A 23,258-nucleotide genomic window follows, 5' to 3' on the forward strand; every position below is an offset into this window, starting at 1 on the left:
GGGAGCCTGAAGGGCCCGCCTCAGTCCTGGGGGAACTCCGAGCCGAGTGTGCTGAGCACGGCGAACGCCTTGGCCCGGATCTCGTCGTGCTCGTCCGCGGGGTCCGAGTCGGCCACGACGGCGCCGCCCACTCCGAGCGTGAGGCGCGTGGCGCCGTCGTCCGCCGTCTCCATGACGAGGGTGCGGATCACCACCGAGAGGTCGGCGGCCCCGGTGCGGGAGAAGTAGCCGATCACGCCGGAGTAGACGCCGCGCGGGCCGGCTTCGAGCCGGTCCAGGATCGCCATGGTGCTGATCTTCGGCGCCCCCGTCATGGACCCGGGCGGGAACGCTGCCGCGACGGCCTCCGCGCGGGAGGCGCCCGGGCGCAGGCGCGCGTCGACGGTGCTCACGAGCTGGTGGACGGTCGCGTAGGTCTCGACGGCGAACAGCCGCGACACCCGCACGGACCCGGGGACCGCGTGGTGGCTCAGGTCGTTGCGCAGGAGGTCCACGATCATGAGGTTCTCGGCCCGGTCCTTCGGGTTCGCGGCGAGCTCGGCGCGCACCCGCTCGTCCGCCTCGGGGTCCTCCGGCGACGGGCCGGGGGAGCGGCGGCGGGTGCCCTTGATCGGCTCGGCTCGCAGCCCGCCGTCGGCCGCGAGCGACAGGAAGCGCTCGGGCGAGGTGCTCGCGACCGCGAGGCTGCCGAAGCGGGCGAACGCCGCGAACGGCGCGGGGCTGCGGCGGCGGAGCGCTCCGTAGGCCTCGAGAGGCACGACGCCGGGCCGGTCGCCCCGTGCGGGGACGGTCGCCTCGAGCGTGGTGGTGAGGCAGGCCTCGTACGTGTTCCCCTCGGCGATCTCCGCCTGGGCTGCGCGCACCTTGTCCTGGTACGCGGCGGCGGTGTCGCGTGCGGTGAAGGCGGGCGCCGAGGTCACCGCTTCGGGTGTCGCCGCGGCCGGCCCGCGTGAAGCATCGCACTCCCGGATGGCGGCGGCAGCGCGGTCGAGCCACGGCACGGCGTCCGCGGCGTCGAGGGCCAGCAGCCACGCCTGGCCGGTCACGTGGTCGAGGACCACGGCCCGGGCCGCGAAGACGAGCTGGGCATCGGGGAGCCCGGGGTCGACGTCGGATCCGCCGCACTCGCGCTTCAGCTCGTAGCCGAGGTACCCCAGCCACCCGAGGGCGAACCCGCACTCGAGCCCCGGCACCGCGGGTGCCTGCCCGTGGCCCCATTCGGCGTCGAGCCAGCGGAAGAACGGGGTGTCGGAGCGGGCTGAAACCGGCACATCGGTTGCCGGACCGTGCACCACGTCGGTGCGCCCCCGCCGGTGGGCCATGCGCCGCCCGAGCAGGCCGCCGTCGTCCGCCATGACGCTGAAACGGTTCCGCGGGGTGACCTCGCCGTCCCGGGGGGTGGCCTCGGCGTTCGGCGGGGTGGCCTCGGCGTCGGAGGAGTCGAGCCAGACCGCCGCCGTGGACGCACCGAAGAGCCCGCGGAAGAGCCGCTCCGGGTCCGGCGCCGCGCCGAGGCGACGCACGACGACGGCCGCGGACTCGCGTGCCGAGCGCTCGGGGGCGAGGAGCCCACGCAGCGAGGGGAGCCCGGCGAGGGCGGCCAGCACCCGGTCCGCGAGTCCCTCGGGCCGGTCGGTGCCCGCGGGGGAGGCGACGGTGACGGCGGCGGCCGCGGGCACGTCGTCGTGCGCGAGCCACGCCTCCTCCTGCGCGGCCCAGCGCCCCCAGTGCGGCGCGTAGAGGTCTCCGTCGCGGGCGAGGGCGCGGCGACGGCGCTCGTCGGCGGGCGCGTCCACCCACACCACCGCGTCCGCGAGGGCCCGCAGGGGTGCGGCGCCCGCGCCGACGCCCTCGAGGAGCACCACGTCGGCGGGCTCGCTCACGCGCTCGGGGCCGCCGGCGCCGCGCTCCCAGTCCCACGGGCGCCAGCGGGCCACCTCGCCCCGGCGCAGGGGACCGAGCACGTGGTCCGCGCACCGGGCGATGCCCTCGGCGAGGCCGTCCCACCCCGGGTAGACGTCCTCGAGGTGGATCAGGGTGACGGTGCGGTGCTCGCGCAGGGCGGCCGCGAGCTCGATGGCGAGGGACGTCTTCCCCGCCCCCGACCTCCCGTCGAGCAGGATCACGGACGGCGCGCGCGCCGGGACGGTGGGCGCCACGTGCTCAGGCGTCGACGGCCAGGCCGAGCGTGGCGAGCTCGCGGCGCACGTGGGCGATGATGCCGGGCACCGACGCGGCGATGAGGCGCCACGTCGTCTCGAAGTCGCTCTGGTCGCCGAACCACGGATCCTCGATCCCCTGATCGAGGTGGTCCAGGTGCGCGACGGCGGGGTCGAACTCGCGCAGCAGCCGCACCTTCTCGGCGGCCCCCAGCGGTGCCTGCTCGCGCAGGCGCCCGTAGTGGTCCACGTCGAGGGCGAGGATCAGCTCGCGCTCGCCGTACCAGGCGGGCTCGAACTGGCGTGCGACGTGGGTGCGGGCGCGCAGCCCGTGGGCCTCGAGGACGCGGGCGGCGCGCGGGTCGATCGGCCGCCCGACCTCGTAGCTGGTGGTGCCCGCCGAATCGACGAGGACGTGCTCGGCGAGGCCGGCCGCGCGCAGGGCGTCGGCGAGCATGAACTCGGCCATGGGGGAACGGCAGATGTTCCCGGTGCAGACCGTGATGATCCGGTAGGGGCTCGCCGTCGAGTTCATGCGACCAAGCATAAAGTCCGCGGCCGCGGCCTCCCGCATCGGGGGCACCCTGCCGCCGGTCCATGACGGGGCCCTTCGACGGGCTCCTCAGACAACGGCGAGGAGCACGCCCACGCCGACGAACAGCACCCCGAAGATGCGGTTGAGCCTGCGCTGCCCCCGCTCGCTGCGCGTGAACCGCTGGAAGCTCTTGGCCGCGAGCGCGAAGAAGAACCACATCACCAGGATGTCCACCGTCACGATCGTCGCGCCGATGATGAGGTACTGGCTCCACAGCGGGGACTCCGGGCGCACGAATCCGGGGATGAAGGCCAGGAAGAAGACGATGGCCTTGGGGTTGAGGAGGTTGACCCAGAGCCCGCGCTGGAACATGGACCAGGCGGGCTCGTTGGCGAGGGCCGCCGCCGTCTCGGCGGAGGTGTCCGGCCTGCTGAAGAACTGCCGCACGCCGAGGTAGGCCAGGTAGAGGGCGCCCAGGTAGCGGATTACGTTGAAGGCCAGCGGCGAGCCGGCCACGAGCACCCCGAGCCCGGCGGCGACCACGGCAAGGTGCACCACGAGGGCCGCCTGCTGCCCGAGCACGCCCCAGATGGCGCGGCGGAACCCGGAGGTGAGCGAGTTGCTCATGGTGTTGATGGCACCGGCGCCCGGGGTGAAGCTGATGAGCAGGCAGGCGCCCACGAGGGCGCCCCAGAGGGAAAGTGGCACCCCACCAGCGTAGGGCCGCGTCGGGCGCGGGCCCGCCAGTCCTAGGCTCGGCCGATCACCTCGCCGTTGGGGATGAGGAACCAGCCGTCTGCGGAGGATCCCCAGCGGTGCCAGCCCGCCGCGATCCGCTCGAGGCCCGCCTGTTCGGCGAAGCCGTACTCGAGGGCCTGCTCGGCGAATGCGGAGTGCAGCACGCGTTCGCTCCACACGCGCGCCTGCCAGGCCCGCTGCTGCGGCGTCGCGTACAGCCAGTTGCTGCTGCTGGGGGAGACGTCCGTGAAGCCAGCCTCCTGCATCCAGCCCACGAGCCGCCGCCCGGCATCCGGCTCGGCGCCGTTGCGCCGCGCGATGCGCTGGTAGAGGTCCATCCATTCATCGAGCTCGTCCAGCTCCGGGTACCAGCTCATCCCGTGGAAGTCCGCGTCCCGCACTGCGACCAGCCCGCCCGGCTTGGCCACGCGGCGCATCTCCCGCAGCGCCGCGACGGGGTCGGTGAGGTGCTGCAGGACCTGATGGGCATGGACCACATCGAACGTCTCGTCGTCGAGCTCGAGGTCGTACACATTGCCCGCCAGGAAGGACGCGTTGGCCACCCCGCGCTCCTCGGCGAGCGCCCGCGCCTGGGCCACGACGTCCTCGGAACGGTCCAGGCCGGTCACGTGGCCCGGGGCGACGAGCGTGGCGAAGTCGCACGTGATGCTCCCGGGCCCGCAGCCGACGTCGAGCACCGTCAGCCCGGGGGTGAGGTGCGGGAGGAGGAACGCGGCGGAATTCTCGGCCGTCCGCGCCGCGTGGGCCCGCACCACGCTCTCGTGGTGGCCGTGGGTGTAGACGTCGTCGGGGGTCTTGGCGGTGCTGTCCGGCGCTTCCATGACACCACGTTAGGGGATCGGGTCACACCAGCGTGTGAAGTTGGCTACCTATAGCACGGTTTCGCGCCGGTCGCTCCGCCTCGGCCCGTAAAGTTGAGGGCGAATCATATACGACCTGACGGGCAATGGTGCCCCTCATCCCGAGAGGAGCACAGATGTCCCTGACCCACAGCTCGAACAGCGCCCACGGAATCCGCCGGCACGGCCGCATGCGCCTCGGCGAGGACATCCTCCTCGCCCGCCACGGCGACAACATCGCGAGCCTGCGCCTGGACCGCCGCGCCAACCGCATGGTCGCGACCCTGCGCGACGGCAGCATCGACTGCGCCTCGAACTCGGTCCTCGCCTCTGCCCCCTCGCCGATGGCCCGCCTCGGCGCGCAGCTCCACGCGGTCCGCACCGACACCGCCTCGGTCAGCCGCTCCGATGCCCGCACCCTCGTCAGGTTCAGCCTCGTGTGGCTGCTCATCAGCGCGGTCCTCACGGTGGGCGTGATCTGGGCGGTGGCGGCCTCGGGCAACGCCGAGATGGTCAACAGCGCCCTCACGTACCCCGCCTACTGACGCACGACGCCGGCCGCCCGCCTCCGCGGGCCGGCCCGCCTGGCGAGACCCTCCTCCCGCGCGCGCCGCGCCCTCGCTACCCTGAGCCGGTGACCTCACCCGCCCCGGCTGCCTGGAACCCCCGTCTCGCGCTGCTCGTCGCCGCGACGTACTTCATGGAGTTCCTCGACGGCACGGCCCTGGCGACGGCCCTGCCGGCCATCGGCGCCGACTTCGGGGTGCCCCCGGCCGACGTCAATGTGGCCATGACCGCCTACCTCGTCGCCGTCGCGATGGGCATCCCGTTCAGCTCCTGGCTCGCCGAGCGCTTCGGGCCGCGGCGCGTCTTCACGTCGGCGATCCTGGTCTTCACCCTCGCCTCGCTCGCGTGCGCGCTGAGCCCCGGCCTCGCGGCGCTCACGGCCTTCCGGGCCGTGCAGGGCTTCGGCGGGGCGATGATGGTCCCGGTCGGCTCGCTCGTGGTGCTCCGCGGCACGCCCAAGGGCGAGCTCCTGAAAGCCACGGCGTTCCTCGTCTGGCCCGGCCTGCTCGCCCCAGTCCTCGCCCCGCTCGTGGGCGGGGCGCTCACCCAGTACCTCTCCTGGCACTGGATCTTCCTGGTCAACCTCCCTCTGGGCGCCGCCGCGCTCGTGGCCGCGCTGCGGCTCGTGCCCGCGAGCGGCGCCGATGCCGGCCGCCGGCTCGACTGGCCGGGGCTCGGGCTCACGACCCTCGGGGTCGCGGCCGTGGTGGTGGGCCTCGAGCTCCTCAGCGAGGGCCGCCCCGCCGGCTGGGCGGCGGCCACCCTCGCGCTGGGACTCGCCGGCCTGGCCGCCGCCGTGGCCTGGATGGGCCGCGCGCCCCGCCCGCTCTTCGACTTCTCGGTGCTGCGCGTGCGCACGTTCCGTTCGACCCAGACGGGAGGCTTCGTCTACCGGCTCACCATCCAGGCCGTGCCGTTCCTGCTGCCGCTGCTCTTCCAGGACGGGTTCGGCTGGGACCCGGTGCATTCGGGGCTGCTGGTGGCGGCCGTGTTCGTCGGCAACATCGGCGTCAAGCCGGCGACGACGCCGCTCATCCGCCGCTTCGGGTTCAAACCGGTGCTCGTGGCCGCCGCGGCGGCGTCCGCGGCGACGTTCGCCGGGTGCGCGCTGCTCGCCCCCGAGACCCCGGAGGCGCTGATCGCGCTCCTGCTCGTGGCCTCGGGGGCGTTCCGCTCCATCGGCTTCTCCGCCTACATGAACGTCCAGTACGCCGACGTCTCGGCGGAGCAGCTGCCGAGCGCCAACGCGATCGCCAACACCCTCGTCCAGCTGGCCGCGGCCCTCGGCGTCGCCGTCGGCGCGCTCCTCATCCGGGCAGGGGTGGCGTGGCTGCCCGAGGCGGCCGGGCACGCGGCGGCCCTGCCCTACCGGTTCGCCTTCGCCGCGATCGCGGTGCTCATGCTCGCCTCGGTCGCGGACAGCGCGCTGCTGCCGCGGCACGCGGGGACCGAGGTCAGCGGGCGCCGGTGATCCCGGCGTGCTCGGCCGTGAGCACGCAGCGCTGGCGCCCGAGGCCCTCGACCTCGACCTCGACCGTGTCGCCGGGGGCGAGGTAGGGGAAGCGGCCGGAGAGGGCCACCCCGGCCGGGGTCCCGGTGAGGATCACATCGCCGGCCTCGAGCAGCATGTACTGGCTCACGTGGTGGACGAGCTCGGCCGGGGAGAAGACGAGGTCCGCGGTCCGGGAGTCCTGGCGCGGCTCGCCGTTGACCCAGCTGCGCACGCGAAGGTCCGCCGGATCGGTCTCGTCGGCCGGGACGAGCCAGGGGCCGAGCGGGGTGGAGCCGGGGGAGGACTTGCCCTTGGTCCACTGCCCGGCCGCGCCCATCTGCCAGTCGCGCTCGGAGAGGTCGTTGGCACAGGCGTAGCCGGCGATGCACTCCGCGGCGGCCGCCACGGTGGGCAGCAGGTGGGCGTCGCGGCCCACCACGATGGCAAGCTCCGCCTCCCAGTCGTACTTCCCGGCCGCGGCCGGGTAGGGGGCCGGGTCGAAGGGGCCCGCGACGGTGCTTGTGGGCTTGAGGAAGACGACCGGGACGGTCGGGACGTCGGCGCCGGCCTCGGCCGCGTGGTCGGCATAGTTCAGGCCGATCGCGATCACGGACCGCGGGCGCGCCACCGGCGCACCGATCCTCAGGCCGACCGGGTCGAGGGCCGGGAGTTCCCCGGCGGCGAGGGCCGCGCGGACCCGGGCTGCGCCGTCGTGCGCGAGGAAGGCTCCGTCGATGTCCCGGGTGAGCGGGAGCAGGCTGTAGGCCCGCTCGGTGCCGTCGGTGCCGTCGGTGCCGTCGGTGCCGTCGGTGCCGTCGAGGCCGGCCGCGAGGACGGCGGGCTGCTCCGCGCCGGCGTCGCCGAGTCTCAGGAACTTCATTCGTCCTCCATCATGTGGAAACTTCATTCCGATGGAAGAAAGCCTAGCGCCCTCCGCCCGGACCGGTCAGGTGATGAACTTGAGTCGACCTCACTCAACTTCATTTGACATCCAGCTCGGGCTGCGTAGAGTTGAGTGCAGACCGCTCAACTTGGTCCAGACCAGAAACCAGCAGGAGGAACCTATGTCCCGTGCAGTCGGCATCGACCTGGGCACCACCAACTCCGTCGTCTCCGTCCTGGAGGGCGGCGAGCCGACCGTCATCGCGAATGCCGAGGGCGGCCGCACCACGCCGTCGGTCGTCGCCTTCTCCAAGACCGGCGAGGTGCTGGTCGGCGAGATCGCGAAGCGCCAGGCGGTGAACAACATCGAGCGCACCATCGCGTCCGTCAAGCGCCACATGGGCACCGACTGGACGGTCAACATCGATGACAAGAAGTACACGCCGCAGGAGATCTCCGCGCGCATCCTCATGAAGCTCAAGAACGACGCCGAGTCGTACCTGGGCGAGAAGGTCACCGATGCCGTGATCACGGTCCCGGCGTACTTCAACGACGCCGAGCGCCAGGCCACCAAGGAGGCCGGCGAGATCGCGGGCATGAACGTCCTGCGCATCATCAACGAGCCCACCGCGGCCGCGCTCGCCTACGGCCTCGACAAGGGCAAGGAGGACGAGCTCATCCTCGTCTTCGACCTCGGCGGCGGCACCTTCGACGTCTCCCTCCTCGAGGTCGGCAAGGACGAGGACGGCTTCTCGACCATCCAGGTCCGCGCGACCGCCGGCGACAACCGCCTCGGCGGCGACGACTGGGACCAGCGCGTCGTCGAGTACCTCCTCGGCCAGCTCAAGGTCAAGGGCATCGACCTGTCCAAGGACAAGATCGCCCTCCAGCGCCTCCGCGAGGCCGCCGAGCAGGCCAAGAAGGAGCTCTCGTCCTCGACGAGCACCAACATCTCCCTCCAGTACCTCTCCGTCACCCCCGACGGCCCGGTGCACCTCGACGAGTCCCTCTCGCGCGCCAAGTTCCAGGACCTCACCAAGGACCTGCTCGAGCGCACCAAGAAGCCGTTCCACGACGTCATCTCCGAGGCCGGCATCAAGGTCGCGGACATCGACCACGTGGTCCTCGTCGGCGGCTCGACCCGCATGCCGGCCGTGTCCGAGCTCGTCAAGGAGCTCACCGGCGGCAAGGAGCCGAACAAGGGCGTGAACCCGGACGAGGTCGTGGCCGTCGGCGCCGCGCTCCAGGCCGGTGTCCTCAAGGGCGAGCGCAAGGACGTCCTCCTCATCGACGTCACCCCGCTCTCCCTCGGCATCGAGACCAAGGGCGGCGTGATGACCAAGCTCATCGAGCGCAACACGGCCATCCCGACCAAGCGCTCCGAGACCTTCACGACCGCTGACGACAACCAGCCCTCGGTGTCGATCCAGGTGTTCCAGGGCGAGCGCGAGTTCACCCGCGACAACAAGCCGCTCGGCACCTTCGAGCTGACCGGCATCGCGCCGGCCCCGCGCGGCATCCCGCAGATCGAGGTCACCTTCGACATCGACGCCAACGGCATCGTGCACGTCTCCGCGAAGGACAAGGGCACCGGCAAGGAGCAGTCGATGACGATCACGGGCGGCACCGCGCTGTCCAAGGACGACATCGACCGCATGGTCGCCGAGGCCGAGGCCCACGCCGCCGAGGACAAGCAGCGCCGCGAGGCCGCAGACCGCCGCAACTCCGCCGAGCAGCTCGCCTACTCTGTGGACAAGCTCATCGCCGACAACAAGGACAAGCTGCCCGAGGAGGTCCGCGCCGAGGTGCAGGCCGACGTCGACGCCCTCAAGAAGGCGCTCGAGGGCACGGACAACGACGACGAGGTGAAGGCCGCGTTCGAGAAGCTCCAGCAGTCCCAGACCAAGCTCGGCGAGGCGATCTACGCCCAGTCGCAGGCGGGTGCCGCCGCGGGCGACGGCGCGCAGGCCGGGACGCACGACGCGGGTGCCCACGCCGGCGCGTCGGCGAACGCCGACGAGGACATCGTCGACGCCGAGATCGTTGACGAGGACGAGAAGAAGTAACCATGGCCCCTCACCACGGAAACGAGAACGAGCACGGGTCCGAGCGCCCCGAGCCGGTGATCTGGGACAACCGCAAGGTGGACCCGGTCACCGGCCAGGCCCGGCACCCGGAGGGCGCGGAGGCCTCCGAGGCCGCCCCGCACGACGGCCACGAGGAGATGCAGCCCGTGGACGAGGCCCACGACTCGGGGGACGCGCTGGCGCAGGCCGAGCAGATCCTCAATGAGGCCGAGGCCGGCGAGCAGGAGGGGCAGGCGGCCGTGGTGGCCGAGCTGCGCAACGACCTGCTGCGCCTCCAGGCGGAGTACGTGAACTACCGCCGCCGGGTCGACCGCGACCGCGCGGTCGCGGGGGAGGTCGCCACGTTGGGCGTGCTGAGCTCGCTGCTGCCGGTCCTGGACGACATCGACGCGGCCCGGGCCCACGGCGACCTGGAGGGCGGCCCGTTCGCCTCGATCGCCGGCAAGCTCGAGTCGATCGTCGCCGGCCAGGGGCTGGAGCGGATCGACCAGGCGGGCGTCGAGTTCGACCCGAACATCCACGAGGCCCTCATCCAGCAGCCGGGGGAGGGCATCGAGGTGGACACGGTCCAGCAGGTGCTCCGCACGGGCTACCGGACCTCGGCGCGCGTGCTGCGCGCGGCCCAGGTGATCGTGGCGACGCCGCAGGGCTGACCCACCCCTCCCGTTTCGGGTACGCATCTCGTCGCCCTCTGGGCGTTTCGGGTACGCGGGCGCCCTCGCCCGCGTACCCGAAACGGCATATCCGTGACGAGATCTGTACCCGAAACCGTGCACACTTGAAGCAGCAGTTGATCTAAGGAGCGTTCGTGGCCAGTCAGGACTGGGTGGAGAAGGACTTCTACGCCATTCTGGGCGTGTCCAAGGACGCCTCCGAGGCCGACATCAAGAAGGCCTACCGCAAGCTCGCCCGCAAGTACCATCCGGACCAGAACCCGGGTGACGCCGAGGCCGAGAAGAAATTCAAGGACATCACGGAGGCCAACTCCGTCCTGTCCGACCCCGAGCAGCGCCAGCAGTACGACGCGATCCGCGCCATGGGCGGCGCGCGCTTCTCCGCGGGCGGCCCCGGCGGCGGGGCCGGCGCGGCCGGCTTCGAGGACCTCTTCGGCGGGCTGTTCGGCGGCGGCCCCGGCCGCCACTCGCGCGGGTTCAACACCGGCAACCTCCCGCCCGAGTTCGCCGACCTCTTCGGCGGCGGCGGATTCGGCGGCGCGGGCTTCCAGCCCCCGCCCCAGCGCGGTGCGGACCGCCAGGCCAGCACCACGATCTCCTTCGCCGGGTCCATTCGCGGCACCACGGTGGGCCTGCGCGAGCGCGACGGCGAGGTCATCGAGGTCCGCATCCCCGCGGGCATCCGGGACGGGCAGAAGGTCCGCGTCCGCGGCAAGGGCGGCCCCGGATCGGCCGGGCCGGGCGACCTCATGGTCACCGTCCACGTCCGACCGCACGACTTCTTCACGCGCGAGGGCGACAACCTCCGCATCCACGTGCCCGTGACCTTCGACGAGGCCGCCCTCGGCGCCCAGATCGAGGTCCCCACCGCGGACGGCCCGAGCGTGAAGATGAAGGTCCCGGCCGGGACGAGCTCCGGCCGGACGCTACGGGTGAAGGGCCGCGGCGTGAAGACCTCCAAGGGCTCGGGCGACCTCCTCGTCACCGTCGACGTCGTCGTCCCCAAGAACCTCTCGAAGGAGGCCGAGCAGGCCATCCGCACCTTCGCGGAGGCCGTCTCCAAGAACGGCCAGTCGGACCCGCGCGCACACCTTGCGGAGAAAGCGAGGCTCTAGGCCATGGCCATCGACCCGTACGCTCCGATCTTCGTGATCTCGGTGGCGGCAGAGCTGGCCGAGATGCACCCCCAGACGCTGCGCCAGTACGACCGTCTGGGGATCGTCTCGCCGTCCCGCCAGGGCGGCCGCCAGCGCCGCTACTCCCAGCGCGACGTCGAGATGCTGCGGGAGGTGCAGCGGCTCTCGAAGGACGGCGTGTCCCTCGAGGGGATCCGCCGCATCCTCGAGCTCGAGAACCAGGTCGCGGCCTTGCGTGCGCGCGTGACCGAGCTCCAGGCCGAGCTCGCCAACACGCAGCGCGCCAGCGAGGCCCGGCGCGTGTTCGCCGCCGGAATCGCCGGGGACGTCGTGAGCCTCGCGCGCGGGCAGCGGCCCGAACCGCGGTCCCAGGCCCTCGTGGTCTGGCGCCCGCAGCGCTGACGGCCGGCACGGGACCCCCAAGGTTCGCCCAACGTTCACCGGGCGGCGGCCGGGGTGCCCCGCGCGCGGTGCCGGCGGCGTCGTACGTTCGATGCGTGAGTGACCGCACGAGCGAGGAGCCCCGCATGAGCACCGCCCAGCATCCCGTCGTCCTCCCGGCCGAGGCCCTCACGGCCGGCGACGAAGCCGTCGTGGACGCCAACATCGACATCGTCAACGCCATGTACGAGGAACTGCTCGACGAGCGCGAGATCGCCCCGAACGCGCTGCGCAGCTACTACGTGGACTTCTACCTCGCGCAGATGCTCGACGGCGGCTTCGCACAGTACGCCCTCGCGGCGCACGAGCGGGCGCAGGTCGACCGCCTCGTCCGCGAGGGCCTGCGCGAGATGGGCGCGGCCGGGCACCTGGCCCTCTTCGATGAGCTCGCTGCCGCGGTCGCGGCCCTGACCGTGGAGGACACCGAGGCGTACCTCGAGGGGGACGCGGACGGCTCCGTCGCCGTGGCCCGGGCCGAGGCCCTCGACGACAGGTTCGAGGCACTCCTCGAGCAGGAGGACCTCCTGGCGCTCAACGCTGCCTGGCTCAGGGGCCAGGAGGGCCTGCTCGCCCTCGACGAGGACGGCATCGAGGACGAGATCGCGCGCCGCGTGGGGCTCATCGACGACCTCGAGGAGCGCCGGGCTGCAGAGGACCGGAGCGGGCTGGGCGACATGCCCGACCACGAGCTCGTGATCCGCGAGCTGTGCGACGCCGCCGGCCACGAGCTCGTGGCCGTCACGGCCGCCGACGCGGCCTACGTGCACCGCGGTGCCGAGGCCTTCGCGTGGCGCTTCACTACCGACCTGGGGGAGTACGTGATGGTGGAGGAGGGCGACGAGGCCGCGATGGTCGACGCCGAGGACGGGACGGTCCTCGCCACCGTCGAGTTCGTGGAGCTGGACGAGGACGACTGGACGGCCGATGATGATGCCGATGGGCATGGTGCGGTCGAGGCCTCCCGGCGGGGCGGCCCCGAGGACGGACGCGCAGCGCAGACGGCCCCCTGAGCCGCCGGCCGGCGCCGGCCGTGCGCCCTGACGTGGGCCGGGAGGCGGCATGGACTGGCTCTACAGCCTCGACATCCTCGACGGGGCCTTCGTGGGCGGCGTGGTCGCCGCCGGCGTCGCGGTCCTCGTGGTGCTCATCGCGGCCCGGTCGGACCGCTGGCGGGCCCAGCGGCTCCTGCTCGCCGCGGCGGCCGGGACCCTCGTGGGGCTCACGTTCTATATCGTGTGGGATGCCGCGGACTTCCTCGGCCTCTACCTCCCGGAGGACGTCGGCCGCCTTCTCATGGCGACCTGCGCGGCGGGCGGAGTCGCCCTGGCCTGCCTGTGGGACCGGCCGGCCTGGCGCAGGGCACTGGCTGCGGCGGGCGTCCTCGTCGTCGCCGTCTCCGGCGGGACTGCCATCAACGCCTACTTCGGCTACGACCGGACGCTGGGAGCCCTCGTCGGGGTGTCGACCGGGGCGCCGATCGACCTCGGCGCGCTGGCCAAGGACGTCGGGCCCGCCAGGGGCGCCTCGGCGGGAAAGCTCCTGTCAGGATGGACCCCGCCCGCCGGAATGCCCGCCGTGGGACGCCGGGGTACCGTGCAGATCCCCTCGAACGGCTTCCCCGCGCGCCGCGCCGGCGTCTACCTCCCGCCCGCGGCCCTGACCGCCCACCCGGTCCGGCTGCCGCTCGTCATCCTGATGATGGGCGACCCGGGCACCCCGGACCCCGGCGCCGTCGCCAACGTGCTCGACGCCTTCGCCGCCACCCACCGGGGCCTGGCGCCGATCGTGGTCGTCGCGGACCAGATCGGCACCAAGGGCGATCCGGCCTGTGCCGACTCGACAACCTACGGCCCGGCGGAGAGCTACATCCTGGACGACGTCATCCCCTGGGCCAGGCGCACCTTCAACGTCCTCGGGGACGCGGCCCACACCGCGATCGGCGGGTACTCGAACGGCGGGGCGTGCGCCTTCAAGCTCGCTGCCGAACGGCCCGCGCTGTTCGGGGCCATGTTCTCTGCGTCGGGGGAGGAGTACCCCGGCGCCGAGTCGCCGCAGGCCGTCATCACCGACGTCTTCCACGGCGACGTGAAGGCCTTCGACGCCGCCAAGCCCGCCGCCATCCTCGCCCGGCACCGCGGCGCGTACTCGCACATCACGGCGGTCTTCACGGTCGGCTCGGGCGATCCCACGTTCACGCCCGGGGTCCGGCGGGCCGAGCAGGCGGCCAAGGCGGCCGGCATGGCCGCGTCCTTCCGCACCGTCCCCGGCGCGGGCCACGTCCACGGAGCGATCGGAGGCGGGTTCCGCGAAGCCTTCGAGGTCCTCTTCCCGGTCCTCGGCCTGGGCGGACAGAAGTAGGCCACCCGCACAGCGCCGCCCGTCAGGGGAGCGCGTGCGGGTGGCCGCGCAGGCCGTCAGCCGTTGTACTGCGGACAGGCCTCGTTGGAGCAGCCCTTGTCCCGGGGGACCCACTTGTCCCCGTCCTGCTGCCACACGATGTGCCGGTGCTGCCCGCAGAGCTCGCACGACGGCGCGACGAAACTGTGCTTCTCCTCTTCCGTGTAGGTGCGGAAGTCTGACATGGTTCCTCCTCCACCTCGGGCTCCCCACACTACCCGCGGCCGGGAGGCTCTTCCAGAGGTGCCGCTGTCCGGGCGCAGCGCCGCAGAATGATCGGGGGCGCGCCGTACGTGAACCGCGGCGGCGTGGAGGACGTGTGTAGGGGCAAGGAGGTCCCCATGCCCATGGACGAGGAAGCGGTCGCGGCGCTGTACCGCGAGCACGGCGCCGCCCTGCGCCGCTTCGCCCGTGGCGCCGTGGACCGCGAGAAGGCGGAGGACATCGTGCAGGAGGCGATCATCAGGGTCTGGCGGCACGCCCCGCCCGGGACCCAGGGCCTGCGCCCCTACCTCTACCGCACCGTGCGGAACCTCATCGTCGACCAGCACCGCCTCGCCTCGCGCCGTCCGCGCACGGTGGCGTCGGTGGACGAGGCCGGCGACCGCTTCGCCGTGGCCGTGGACGCCGAGCGCATCGACGAGCTCCTGGACCGCGTGGTCATGGAGGAGGCGCTCGCCCGGCTCACCCCGGAGCACCGCCAGGCGCTCGTCGCGGTCCACTACCGGAGGCTCACGGTCGCCGAGGCGGCCGTGGAGCTCGGCGTGCCGGCGGGCACGGTGAAGTCCCGCTGCTTCTACGCGCTCCGGGCCCTCCGCGCCGCGCTCGACGAGATGGGGGTGGACCGATGACCACAGGAGAGTTCCGGCAGGGCCACGAGCAGCGGATGGACCTCGGCGCCTACGTGCTCGGCGCCCTCAGCGGGCAGGAGCGGCAGGCCGTCGAGGACCACCTCGCCCAGTGCGCCCAGTGCCGCGCCGAGCTCGCCGGGCTCGAGACGCTGCCGGCGCTCCTGGACGCGGTGCCGTCGGAGCGCGCCGCGCAGATCGCGGACGACGCCGGCCGCGCACCCGAGCCGGGCACCGCACCGCGCGAGCTGCTCGCCCGGGTGACCCGGCGCCGTCGTGCGCGTGCGGCGGCGTGGACCGCTTCCCTCGCGGCCGCGGCGGCGGGGTTCTTCGCCGCCGGGATCGCACTCGGCCCCACGCTGGGCGCCCGCCCGGGGCAGGCGGCGCCGCCGTCGCCGAGCGCTTCGGCCACGGCTGGGGCGACCACCGTGACGCTCGCTTCGGGCGACGGCGCGCGCATCGACCTCGCGCTCGTGGCCAGGGCCTGGGGGACCGAGCTCGACCTCACCTGCCGGGGCATGCCGAACGGCGGGGCCTACACGGTCTGGGTCGTCTCGGCCGGGGGCACGGCGCAGCAGGCCGGCGCGTGGAGCTCGACCGGGTACTCGGGCCGGGCCGTCCTGACCGGCGCCACCTCCTTCGAGCTCCCGGCCATCCGCGCGGTGGAGATCCGGGACGCCGCCCAGCAGACCGTGGCGAGGACGTCGCTGGGCTGACCGGCTGGGCGGCCCGACGTGAGGGGGCTCAGACCCTCACGGCGGTGAGGTCGAAGATGACGCGGCCGGCCTTGAGGGCCTTGTTCTCGAAGCTCGTCAGGGTCCGCCCCTCGAACCTCGGGGCCCACCCGCCCACGGTGTCCGCCTCCCCGGTGGGCTCGCAGTCCACCCCGGAGGCCCAGGCCGCGGTGAGCGGGCTCGCAGGGCCGGCCAGCTCGCCGTCGTGCGCGTTGCGGAAGTCCGGCGAGGCGGCCACGACGTCCCGCATCTGCTGCGCGTACCCGGACCAGTCCGTGGCGAGCCGCCAGAGGCCGCCGGGGGCGAGGACGCGGGCGGCGAGCGCGGCGAAGGTGTCCTTCACCATGCGCCGCTTGTGGTGGCGCGTCTTGTGCCAGGGGTCCGGGAAGAAGACCCAGAGCTCGTCCACCGAGCCGGCAGGCAGCATCGAGCCGAGCACTTCGGGGGCGTTGGCCTGGACCACGCGCACGTTCGTGAGGCCGCGCTGGCCAATCCGCAGGAGCGTGTTCGCCAGGCCCGGCCGGTAGACCTCCACGGCGAGGAAGTTCCGCTCCGGAGAGGCCTCCGCCGCGGCGACGACCGCCTCTCCGAGGCCCGAGCCGATCTCCACGACGAGGGGCGCCACCCGCCCGAACTCCGCGGCGGCGTCGAAGACGTAGTCGGGGTGCACGGAGGTGTCCGCGACGTGCCGCGGGACGTCCACCACGTAGGCGTCCGCGTGCTCGTCCCACGCGGCCTGCCGGCGCCCCTGGAGCCGCGTGCCGCGCCGCACGAAGCTGAGGGGCTGGCGGCGGTACGTGCCGAAGGAGGCCTGGCTGCCCGGGGTGACGGGGTTGCCGGGGGTGGTCGCGGGGGATTCGGGGTGCTCGCTCATTGCCCTCCAAGGGTACCGGGGCACGCACGACGGCGCCCCGCCGGCTTGCGCTGGCGGGGCGCCGTCCGTGGCAGCCGGGTCAGTGGCGCAGGTCCTTGCCCTTCGTCTCGGGCAGGCCGAGGACGGTCAGGATCGAGACGAGGACCATGAGCACGGTGTAGACGTTGAACATCCACGACTGGTGGAACACGTCGGAGAACAGCTGCTGGAGGTAGGGCGCCGTCCCGCCGAACAGCGCGACGCAGATCGAGTACGGCACGCCGACGCCGACCGTGCGGATGTGCGCGGGGAACATCTCCGCGTACGCCGCCGGGACGATCGCCGCGGAGCACGCGATGAAGACGAGCATGACGGACATCGAGACGAACAGCTGCCACGCGGCGTCGTGCAGGAGCCAGGTCATCGGGAAGTGCAGGACCGCGACCCCGGCGCCGCCGATGATCAGGACCTTCTTGCGGCCGATCCGGTCGCTGACCCTGCCCCACAGCGGCAGGGCGATGAGGAAGACGACGTTGGCGCCCACGCCCGCCCAGAGCGCCTGGGTGGGGTTGATGTGCAGGCTCGAGATGGCGAAGGCCGGGGCCACCACGCCCCACACGTAGTAGATGATGGTCAGCCCGACGGTCATGCCGATGACCTGCAGGGCCTGCTTCCGGTGCTCGACGATGGAGCGCCACAGCGGGTGCTTCGGCTTCTTCGCCCCGTCCGTGAGGCCCTCGAACGCCTCCGTCTCGGGCATCCGGGCCCGCATGATGAGCCCGTACAGGCCGAGCACGGCGCCGAGGAAGAACGGAATGCGCCAGCCGAAGGAGTCCATCTGGGCCTTGCTGAGCACGCTCGTGAGGACCACCCCGAGGAAGGTGCCGAACAGGACGCCCATGGTGCCGGAGACGTAGATGAGCGAGGACCAGAGCCCGCGCTTCTCCCGCGGCGCCACCTCAGAGAGGTAGGTCTGGGACGAGGGCAGCTCGCCGCCGTGGGCGAGGCCCTGGATGAGCCGGGCCACGAGGAGCACGAGGGACGCGAGGACGCCCACCGAGCTGAACGTGGGGGCCAGGGCGATGAGCAGGCTGCCGAAGGCCGCGAGGGCCACGGCGAGCGTCATCGAGGTCCGGCGGCCGATCCGGTCCCCGATCCAGCCGAACACCAGCCCGCCGAAGGGCCGGGCGAGGAAGCCGACAGCGAAGACCGCGAGGGTCGCCAGGATCGCGGAGGTGGGGTCTGCGCCGTTGAACAGCTGCTTCGAGAAGAACGGCGCGAAGGTCGCGTAGACGTTCCAGTCGAACCATTCGACGGCGTTGCCGACCCCCGTGCTCACGAGGGTCTGCCGGGTCGAGGGTGCCTTGCGGACGCGTCCGGCGACGGCGGCGTTGGTGGACATGGGTGGGCCTCCGGGTGGGGGTGGTCAGCGGCCAGCGAGCTGGGCGGTCTTGGAGAAGGCGAGGTGCGCGTAGAGGGCGGCGCCGTCGGCGAGGACGGCGTCGTCGAAGGTCGCGTACGGGGAGTGGTTGAACGCGGCGGTGCCCGGGTCCACGCCGGCGGGGACGGCGCTGAGCCCGATGAAGCTGCCGGGGATCTCGGCCAGGACCCGCGAGAAGTCCTCGGACCCGCTCAGCGGCTGCGCGAGGCGGGCGTGCCGGCCGGCCGCGCCGCCGAAGAGCTCGGCCACGGCGGCCTCCGCGAACTCGGTTTCCGCGGTGTCCGTGATGGTGAGCGGGTACTCGGCCTCGTAGCGGACCTCGACGTCGAGGCCGTGGGCGTGGGCGATTCCGGTCAGCAGGCGGGGGATGGCCGTCTGCATGCGCTCGCGGTGGGCGTCCGAGAAGGTGCGGATCGTGGCGTCGAACTCGGCGGTGTCCGGGATGATGTTGCGCTTGGTCCCGGCCGCGAGCCGCCCGACCGTGACGACCGTCGGATCGAACATGTCGAACTGGCGGGTGACCATCGTCTGGAGCGCGAGGACCATCTCCGCGGCCACCGTCACGGGGTCCTTGGCCGAGTGCGGGGCCGATCCGTGGCCGCCCGCACCCAGGACCCGGACGAACAGGCCGTCCGAGGCGCTCATCATGACGCCCGGACGGGTGACGAACGTCCCGTGCGGGGCCATCGAGGAGAAGACGTGCATCCCGAACGCCGCGTCGGGGCGGCGCCCGGCGGCGTCGAGCACCCCCTCGCGGAGCATCACCCCGGCCCCGTCGAAGCCCTCCTCGCCGGGCTGGAACATGAAGACGACGTCCCCGGCGAGCCGGTGGCGGGCATCGGCGAGCAGCGTCGCCGCGCCGAGCAGCATCGAGGTGTGCAGGTCGTGGCCGCACGCGTGCATCGCGCCGTCGATCCTCGAGGTGAAGGCAGCGCCCGTGCGCTCCTGGACCGGAAGGGCGTCCATGTCCGCCCGCAGCAGCACGGTGGGCACCGCCTGGGCGGACTCGTGCGCCCCGCCGCGCAGGACGGCGGTGACCGACGTCGTGTCCGTGCCGGTCGAGACCTCCAGGCCGAGGCCGTCGAGCACGGAGAGGACCTTCTCCTGCGTGCGCGGGAGGTCGAGCCCGATCTCGGGCTCCTCGTGGAGGGCGTGCCGCCACTCCGTCAGCGTGTCCTGGAGGCTGCGGGCATCAGCGATGAGGTCCATGGTTCCTTTCCTGTGACGTGCGCCACGTGGCGGTCGATGCTGACCAGTGTGTCGCTCCGGGCGCCTCAGAGGGCTAGATTCGGCAGCATCATGCAGAACTCTCCCCGAGACAGTCAGAAATATGCAGGGCCCCGGGCAACGGACCAGCTCTCGGAGGCCGACCTCGAGCTCATCAACGCCCTGCAGATCGCGCCCCGGGTCACGTGGCAGGACGCCGGCCGGATCCTGGGGGTGCGCCCGGCCACGCTGGCGGCGCGGTGGGAGCGCATCGAGTCCCAGGGCCTGGCGTGGATCACCTGCTACGGAGTCGGCGACCCCACGGAGATGACCCTCGCCTTCGTCGACGTCGACTGTGCCCCGGGCAGCACCCCCGCCGTCGCCGAAGCCCTCAATGCCATCCCGGAGGTCCAGACGGTGGAGCTGCCGGCCGGCCACCACGACTGCGTCCTCACCGTCTTCACCGCGACGCTGGCCGACTACGCCCAGCGCGTCGCCCCGGCGATCCTCGCCATTCCCGGCGTGGAGCGGGTGCAGACCTCGCTCGGGAGCAGGCTGCACCAGGCCGGCCACTCGTGGCGGATCGCCGCGCTCGGCCCGAAGAAGTCGGCGGCGTTCGCAGAGCTCGCCGCGCGCGGGGCGGCCGAGGGGCCGCTCTCCCCGGCGGCCCGCGACCTCCTGCCCCTCCTCGCGCGGGACGGCCGGGCGACGGCGGCCCAGATGGCCAAGGAGCTCGGGCGCACCCCGTCCACCGTGCAGCGCCAGCTCGCCCGCGTCCTCGGCTCGGGCCTCATCGCGTTCCGGTGCGACGTCGCGCAGAACGCCGTCGGCTTCCCGGTGACGTGCACGTGGTACGCGCGGGTTCCGCCCGGGCAGCACGCCGCCGCCGCGGCGGCCGTCCGGTCGCTGCGCTCGGTGCGCCTCGCGGCCTCGATCACGGGCCAGGCCAACTTCCTCGTGACGATGTGGCTCCGCTCCGTCGCCGACGTCATGACGGCGGAACTCGCCCTGCAGGAGAAGGTTCCCGGGATTGAACTCCTCGAGAGCCTCGTGCTCCTCCGTGTGACCAAGAGGATGGGCGTCCTGCTCGGTGCCGACGGGCGCGCCGAGGGGCGCGTGGCCATGCCGCGGGAGGCCATGCCCGCGGGGCTCGACTGAGCGGAGCCGCCGACAGTGTAGACTGGAAGATCGGTGCGCCCGTCGCACCTGCGTCGATGAACGCGTTGACAGGCCCCGCGCCCGGACGCGAGCGCCCCGGATGGGGCGCCGCCCGGACCCGCGGCGAGGCCAGGCTCCCTTTCCTCGGCGACCCCCTCGTGCCGGCTTGGCGCGTGGGGCCGATCCGACGCTGGAGTGTTCTTCACAGCTATGGCTGACACCACCTTCGTTTCCCTCGGCGTGCCCACCGCCCTGACCCGCGTCCTCGCGGAGCAGGGTATCGAGACGCCGTTCCCCATCCAGACCAAGACCCTCCCCGACACGCTCGCGGGCCGGGACGTCCTCGGCCGCGGCCGCACCGGCTCGGGCAAGACCATCGCCTTCGCGCTGCCGCTCGTGGCCCGCCTCGCGGACACCGCGGGCGGCGCCCGCCGCACCCCGGGCCGCCCGCGCGGGCTCGTCCTCGCACCCACGAGGGAGCTCGCGACCCAGATCAACGCGACCGTCGAGCCCCTGGCCCAGGCCGCCGGGCTGAACACGACCGTGATCTACGGCGGCGTCTCCCAGGCGCGCCAGGAGCGCGCGCTCAAGGCCGGCGTCGACATCGTCATCGCCTGCCCCGGCCGTCTCGAGGACCTCGGCCGCCAGGGCCTCGTCTCCCTCGCGGACGTGGACGTGACCGTCCTCGACGAGGCGGACCACATGGCGGACCTCGGCTTCCTGCCGGTGGTCAAGCGCCTGCTCGACCAGACCCCCCAGGGCGGCCAGCGCCTCCTCTTCTCGGCGACCCTGGACAACGGCGTGGACAAGCTCGTCAAGCGCTACCTCCAGAACCCGCTCACGCACTCCGTGGACGCGCCCCAGGCCGCGGTGAGCACGATGGAGCACCACGTCCTGCTCACGGCCGACGCCGCGAGCAAGAAGAACCTCATCGAGGTCCTCGCCTCGGGCAAGGGCCGCCGCGTGCTGTTCATGCGCACCAAGCACCACGCCAAGCGGCTCGCGCAGCAGCTGACGAAGTCCGGGATCCCTGCCGTGGACCTCCACGGCAACCTGTCCCAGAACGCCCGCGACCGCAACCTCGCGGACTTCTCCTCGGGCGAGGTCAGCGTGCTGGTCGCGACGGACGTCGCCGCGCGCGGCGTCCACGTGGACGACGTCGAGCTCGTGGTCCACGTGGACCCGCCCGCCGAGCACAAGGCCTACCTGCACCGCTCGGGCCGCACGGCCCGCGCAGGCTCCGAGGGCACCGTGGTGACCATCGTCCTGCCCGAGCAGAAGCAGGACGTCCGCAAGCTCCTCAAGGACGCGGGCGTCAAGGTCGAGGTGACCCCGGTGACGTCCTCCTCCCCGGAGGTGCTCGCGCTCGTCGGCGAGCGCGCCGAGTACGTCGACCCGGCCGAGCGCGCCGCCGCCGTGGCCGCGAAGATGCCGCAGCAGGGCGGCGGCCGGTCCACCGGCTCGAACGCGCAGCGCAAGCGCTCGCGCCGCGGCTCGGGCCAGGGCTCGGCCGCGCCGTCCGCCGCGCACGACGACGTCGCCCGCCGCGGCGGCCGCGGAACCGGCGGCGCCGGTCACCGCAATGACGTTCCGGCCGCCCAGGGCCAGAGCGGTGGGGGCCAGTCCGGCGGGAGCCAGTCCGGGCGCGGCCAGCGCTCGCGCGGCCCGGCCGAGGGCACGGGGCGGGGCCGCAGCCAGCAGGGCCGCAGCCAGCAGCCCCGCGGGCAGAAGCGCGCCGAGCAGCCGAACGGGGGCAGCGCCCCCGTGTGGAGCTCGACCACGGGCGGCACGTCCGGCGGAAGCTACGGCGGCGGCGCCGGCGCGTCCGGCCAGCGCGGCGGAGCCCAGGGCAGCCAGGGCCGGGGACGGCGCGGCCCGCGCCGCGCCAGCGCCCCCGCCTCCAACAGCCGCTGAACCGCACGCCGCGGGGCGCACCGGGCGCCCCGCGGCACGGGGCCGTTGGGCACTGATCCCCGCGGCGGCCGCGTGCGTACACTGGCTGCATGAGCAGCCACGAGACCTCTGCCCCGTCCGAGGGCGTCCGCAGCCTCTCCCCGGAGGACGCGTGGGAGCGGGCACGCACCATGGTGGTCGGGCGGATCGCGTTCAGCTCCGACGAGCGCCTCGAGCTGTTCCCGATCAACTACCTCGTGGACCGCGGGACCGTGCTGTTCCGGACCGCGCCGGGCACCAAGCTCGCGGCATCGCTGGGCCGCCTCCAGGTCGTCTTCGAGGTGGACGGCTATGAACCGGAGCTCAACGAGGCGTGGTCCGTGGTGGTCCACGGGGCCCTCGAGCCGGTGCTCGACACCGCGGAGATCGTCGAGGCCGTCTCCCTGCCCCTCTTCCCTTGGCAGTCGGGCGAGAAGGCCTTCTTCGTCCGGATCGTGCCGTCCCAGATCACCGGCCGCCAGTTCCCGGTCGCGGACCCCTCGCACTGGGTCTCCCAGTTCACCGGCGTGCGCCGGGCCCAGTCCGAGTAGCCCCGGCCGCCAAGCGGGAGGACCACACGAATCGTGGCCCCGCTCGGCACCGCGCCACGCGAGACGGAACCGCGGATGCGTGGCAGCTACAGGCCCGCGGCCCCGCGGGGCAGACTGGTGTCCATGAAGACCATCCTGAATCTCATCTGGTTCATCTTCGGCGGCTTCGCCCTCGCCCTGGGCTACTTCCTCGCGGGCGTGGCCTGCTGTGCGCTGATCGTCACGATCCCCTGGGGGATCGCCTCCTTCCGCATCGCCTCCTACGCGCTGTGGCCGTTCGGGCGCACGGTCGTGGACACCGGGCGCGGAGGCGCCGCATCGGCGCTCGGCAACATCGTCTGGCTCCTCGTCGCGGGGATCTGGATCGCGATCGGGCACGTGGCCACCGCCCTGGCGATGGCGGCCACCATCGTCGGGATCCCGCTGGCGATCGCGAACCTCAAGCTCATCCCGGTCTCGCTCATGCCGCTGGGCAAGGAGATCGTCCCGAGCAGGCGGCTCCTCGCGAGCTACACGCGCTGAGTGGGGGCGTCCGGGCGGGGTATTCTCGTCTGGATCCTGGGGGGA

Annotated in this window: 23 protein-coding genes; 14 read left to right on the forward strand and 9 right to left on the reverse strand. The window is 73.0% G+C overall.

Features of this window, described 5'->3' with window-relative positions:
* Positions 1 to 20 precede the first annotated feature (20 nt).
* The 4 genes from ACVWWH_RS00105 to ACVWWH_RS00120 all read right to left on the reverse strand — a co-directional run bounded on the left by ACVWWH_RS00105 (position 21) and on the right by ACVWWH_RS00120 (position 4,274).
* A complete protein-coding gene (locus ACVWWH_RS00105; protein ID WP_457315189.1) occupies positions 21 to 2,159 on the reverse strand; it encodes a chorismate-binding protein in 2,139 nt (712 codons plus the stop codon).
* A 4-nt stretch (positions 2,160 to 2,163) separates the two neighbouring features.
* Positions 2,164 to 2,694, reverse strand: a complete 531-nt coding sequence (locus ACVWWH_RS00110) for a low molecular weight protein-tyrosine-phosphatase (protein WP_457315190.1) — start codon at positions 2,692 to 2,694, stop codon at positions 2,164 to 2,166.
* 87 nt (positions 2,695 to 2,781) lie between these two features.
* Positions 2,782 to 3,402 carry a LysE family transporter gene (locus tag ACVWWH_RS00115; RefSeq protein ID WP_457315191.1) on the reverse strand — a complete coding sequence of 207 codons (621 nt, stop codon included), beginning with the start codon at positions 3,400 to 3,402 and terminating at the stop codon, positions 2,782 to 2,784.
* Between the two features lie 41 nt (positions 3,403 to 3,443).
* Positions 3,444 to 4,274: a methyltransferase domain-containing protein gene (locus tag ACVWWH_RS00120; RefSeq protein WP_457315192.1), complete on the reverse strand. Its 831-nt coding sequence runs from the start codon at positions 4,272 to 4,274 to the stop codon at positions 3,444 to 3,446.
* 155 nt (positions 4,275 to 4,429) lie between these two features.
* On the opposite strand from ACVWWH_RS00120, the gene ACVWWH_RS00125 reads away from it, so the two are divergent.
* Both ACVWWH_RS00125 and ACVWWH_RS00130 read left to right on the forward strand, forming a co-directional pair.
* Entirely contained in the window at positions 4,430 to 4,837 is a 408-nt protein-coding gene (locus tag ACVWWH_RS00125; protein ID WP_457315193.1) for a hypothetical protein, read from the forward strand.
* Between the two features lie 89 nt (positions 4,838 to 4,926).
* Positions 4,927 to 6,330: an MFS transporter gene (locus ACVWWH_RS00130; protein ID WP_457315194.1), complete on the forward strand. Its 1,404-nt coding sequence runs from the start codon at positions 4,927 to 4,929 to the stop codon at positions 6,328 to 6,330.
* On the opposite strand, the gene ACVWWH_RS00135 is transcribed toward ACVWWH_RS00130, so the two are convergent.
* On the reverse strand, positions 6,314 to 7,231 hold the full coding sequence (locus ACVWWH_RS00135) for a fumarylacetoacetate hydrolase family protein (RefSeq protein WP_457315195.1): 918 nt from the start codon (positions 7,229 to 7,231) through the stop codon (positions 6,314 to 6,316). The genes ACVWWH_RS00130 and ACVWWH_RS00135 overlap by 17 nt on opposite strands.
* A 184-nt stretch (positions 7,232 to 7,415) precedes the next feature.
* On the opposite strand from ACVWWH_RS00135, the gene dnaK reads away from it, so the two are divergent.
* The 6 genes from dnaK to ACVWWH_RS00165 all read left to right on the forward strand — a co-directional run bounded on the left by dnaK (position 7,416) and on the right by ACVWWH_RS00165 (position 13,929).
* A complete protein-coding gene (gene dnaK, locus ACVWWH_RS00140) occupies positions 7,416 to 9,299 on the forward strand; it encodes a molecular chaperone DnaK (protein WP_066500265.1) in 1,884 nt (627 codons plus the stop codon).
* Positions 9,300 to 9,301: 2 nt separating this feature from the next.
* Complete coding sequence (locus ACVWWH_RS00145) at positions 9,302 to 9,973, forward strand: nucleotide exchange factor GrpE (RefSeq protein ID WP_457315196.1); 672 nt, start codon at positions 9,302 to 9,304, stop codon at positions 9,971 to 9,973.
* Positions 9,974 to 10,128: 155 nt separating this feature from the next.
* The gene (locus ACVWWH_RS00150) at positions 10,129 to 11,109 is read left to right on the forward strand and encodes a DnaJ C-terminal domain-containing protein (RefSeq protein ID WP_066500261.1); all 981 of its coding nucleotides are present in this window, start codon (positions 10,129 to 10,131) and stop codon (positions 11,107 to 11,109) included.
* A 3-nt stretch (positions 11,110 to 11,112) separates the two neighbouring features.
* Positions 11,113 to 11,532 carry a heat shock protein transcriptional repressor HspR gene (locus tag ACVWWH_RS00155; RefSeq protein WP_066500258.1) on the forward strand — a complete coding sequence of 140 codons (420 nt, stop codon included), beginning with the start codon at positions 11,113 to 11,115 and terminating at the stop codon, positions 11,530 to 11,532.
* A 125-nt stretch (positions 11,533 to 11,657) separates the two neighbouring features.
* Positions 11,658 to 12,581 carry a DMP19 family protein gene (locus ACVWWH_RS00160; protein ID WP_457315197.1) on the forward strand — a complete coding sequence of 308 codons (924 nt, stop codon included), beginning with the start codon at positions 11,658 to 11,660 and terminating at the stop codon, positions 12,579 to 12,581.
* A gap of 49 nt (positions 12,582 to 12,630) precedes the next feature.
* Entirely contained in the window at positions 12,631 to 13,929 is a 1,299-nt protein-coding gene (locus ACVWWH_RS00165; protein ID WP_066500251.1) for an alpha/beta hydrolase, read from the forward strand.
* A 56-nt stretch (positions 13,930 to 13,985) separates the two neighbouring features.
* Here ACVWWH_RS00165 and ACVWWH_RS00170 read toward each other — a convergent pair whose 3' ends face one another.
* Positions 13,986 to 14,153 (reverse strand): hypothetical protein, encoded by a 168-nt coding sequence (locus ACVWWH_RS00170; RefSeq protein ID WP_169803083.1) that lies wholly within the window; start codon positions 14,151 to 14,153, stop codon positions 13,986 to 13,988.
* 156 nt (positions 14,154 to 14,309) lie between these two features.
* Between ACVWWH_RS00170 and ACVWWH_RS00175 the strand changes: the two genes are divergently transcribed.
* Complete coding sequence (locus ACVWWH_RS00175; protein ID WP_066500249.1) at positions 14,310 to 14,819, forward strand: sigma-70 family RNA polymerase sigma factor; 510 nt, start codon at positions 14,310 to 14,312, stop codon at positions 14,817 to 14,819.
* The gene (locus ACVWWH_RS00180) at positions 14,816 to 15,532 is read left to right on the forward strand and encodes an anti-sigma factor family protein (protein ID WP_457315198.1); all 717 of its coding nucleotides are present in this window, start codon (positions 14,816 to 14,818) and stop codon (positions 15,530 to 15,532) included. The genes ACVWWH_RS00175 and ACVWWH_RS00180 overlap by 4 nt, the downstream gene beginning before the upstream one ends.
* 28 nt (positions 15,533 to 15,560) lie before the next feature.
* Here the strand turns inward: ACVWWH_RS00180 and trmB are convergent, their stop codons facing one another.
* The 3 genes from trmB to ACVWWH_RS00195 all read right to left on the reverse strand — a co-directional run bounded on the left by trmB (position 15,561) and on the right by ACVWWH_RS00195 (position 19,053).
* On the reverse strand, positions 15,561 to 16,424 hold the full coding sequence (gene trmB / locus ACVWWH_RS00185; protein ID WP_457315199.1) for a tRNA (guanosine(46)-N7)-methyltransferase TrmB: 864 nt from the start codon (positions 16,422 to 16,424) through the stop codon (positions 15,561 to 15,563).
* Positions 16,425 to 16,503: 79 nt separating this feature from the next.
* On the reverse strand, positions 16,504 to 17,805 hold the full coding sequence (locus tag ACVWWH_RS00190; RefSeq protein WP_457315200.1) for an MFS transporter: 1,302 nt from the start codon (positions 17,803 to 17,805) through the stop codon (positions 16,504 to 16,506).
* A gap of 24 nt (positions 17,806 to 17,829) precedes the next feature.
* On the reverse strand, positions 17,830 to 19,053 hold the full coding sequence (locus ACVWWH_RS00195) for a M20 metallopeptidase family protein (RefSeq protein WP_457315201.1): 1,224 nt from the start codon (positions 19,051 to 19,053) through the stop codon (positions 17,830 to 17,832).
* A gap of 90 nt (positions 19,054 to 19,143) precedes the next feature.
* Here ACVWWH_RS00195 and ACVWWH_RS00200 point away from each other — a divergent pair, with 90 nt between their 5' ends.
* The 4 genes from ACVWWH_RS00200 (at position 19,144) to ACVWWH_RS00215 (ending at position 23,213) form a co-directional block, all read left to right on the forward strand.
* Positions 19,144 to 20,208, forward strand: a complete 1,065-nt coding sequence (locus ACVWWH_RS00200) for an Lrp/AsnC family transcriptional regulator (RefSeq protein WP_457315202.1) — start codon at positions 19,144 to 19,146, stop codon at positions 20,206 to 20,208.
* Positions 20,209 to 20,418: 210 nt separating this feature from the next.
* Complete coding sequence (locus ACVWWH_RS00205) at positions 20,419 to 22,122, forward strand: DEAD/DEAH box helicase (RefSeq protein ID WP_457315203.1); 1,704 nt, start codon at positions 20,419 to 20,421, stop codon at positions 22,120 to 22,122.
* An 89-nt stretch (positions 22,123 to 22,211) separates the two neighbouring features.
* Entirely contained in the window at positions 22,212 to 22,691 is a 480-nt protein-coding gene (locus ACVWWH_RS00210) for a pyridoxamine 5'-phosphate oxidase family protein (RefSeq protein WP_066500239.1), read from the forward strand.
* A gap of 123 nt (positions 22,692 to 22,814) precedes the next feature.
* Positions 22,815 to 23,213: a YccF domain-containing protein gene (locus ACVWWH_RS00215; RefSeq protein ID WP_457315204.1), complete on the forward strand. Its 399-nt coding sequence runs from the start codon at positions 22,815 to 22,817 to the stop codon at positions 23,211 to 23,213.
* Positions 23,214 to 23,258: the final 45 nt, after the last annotated feature.

This window comes from Sinomonas sp. RB5 (assembly GCF_054063535.1).

Coding starts and splice junctions, on each gene's coding strand:
- ACVWWH_RS00110 (WP_457315190.1), bottom strand. CDS start 2,694: ATGAACTCGACGGCGAGCCCCTACCGGATCATCACGGTCTGCACCGGG.
- ACVWWH_RS00120 (WP_457315192.1), bottom strand. CDS start 4,274: ATGGAAGCGCCGGACAGCACCGCCAAGACCCCCGACGACGTCTACACC.
- ACVWWH_RS00125 (WP_457315193.1), top strand. CDS start 4,430: ATGTCCCTGACCCACAGCTCGAACAGCGCCCACGGAATCCGCCGGCAC.
- ACVWWH_RS00135 (WP_457315195.1), bottom strand. CDS start 7,231: ATGAAGTTCCTGAGACTCGGCGACGCCGGCGCGGAGCAGCCCGCCGTC.
- dnaK (WP_066500265.1), top strand. CDS start 7,416: ATGTCCCGTGCAGTCGGCATCGACCTGGGCACCACCAACTCCGTCGTC.
- ACVWWH_RS00145 (WP_457315196.1), top strand. CDS start 9,302: ATGGCCCCTCACCACGGAAACGAGAACGAGCACGGGTCCGAGCGCCCC.
- ACVWWH_RS00155 (WP_066500258.1), top strand. CDS start 11,113: ATGGCCATCGACCCGTACGCTCCGATCTTCGTGATCTCGGTGGCGGCA.
- ACVWWH_RS00160 (WP_457315197.1), top strand. CDS start 11,658: ATGAGCACCGCCCAGCATCCCGTCGTCCTCCCGGCCGAGGCCCTCACG.
- ACVWWH_RS00165 (WP_066500251.1), top strand. CDS start 12,631: ATGGACTGGCTCTACAGCCTCGACATCCTCGACGGGGCCTTCGTGGGC.
- ACVWWH_RS00170 (WP_169803083.1), bottom strand. CDS start 14,153: ATGTCAGACTTCCGCACCTACACGGAAGAGGAGAAGCACAGTTTCGTC.
- ACVWWH_RS00175 (WP_066500249.1), top strand. CDS start 14,310: ATGCCCATGGACGAGGAAGCGGTCGCGGCGCTGTACCGCGAGCACGGC.
- ACVWWH_RS00180 (WP_457315198.1), top strand. CDS start 14,816: ATGACCACAGGAGAGTTCCGGCAGGGCCACGAGCAGCGGATGGACCTC.
- trmB (WP_457315199.1), bottom strand. CDS start 16,424: ATGAGCGAGCACCCCGAATCCCCCGCGACCACCCCCGGCAACCCCGTC.
- ACVWWH_RS00190 (WP_457315200.1), bottom strand. CDS start 17,805: ATGTCCACCAACGCCGCCGTCGCCGGACGCGTCCGCAAGGCACCCTCG.
- ACVWWH_RS00195 (WP_457315201.1), bottom strand. CDS start 19,053: ATGGACCTCATCGCTGATGCCCGCAGCCTCCAGGACACGCTGACGGAG.
- ACVWWH_RS00200 (WP_457315202.1), top strand. CDS start 19,144: ATGCAGAACTCTCCCCGAGACAGTCAGAAATATGCAGGGCCCCGGGCA.
- ACVWWH_RS00205 (WP_457315203.1), top strand. CDS start 20,419: ATGGCTGACACCACCTTCGTTTCCCTCGGCGTGCCCACCGCCCTGACC.
- ACVWWH_RS00210 (WP_066500239.1), top strand. CDS start 22,212: ATGAGCAGCCACGAGACCTCTGCCCCGTCCGAGGGCGTCCGCAGCCTC.
- ACVWWH_RS00215 (WP_457315204.1), top strand. CDS start 22,815: ATGAAGACCATCCTGAATCTCATCTGGTTCATCTTCGGCGGCTTCGCC.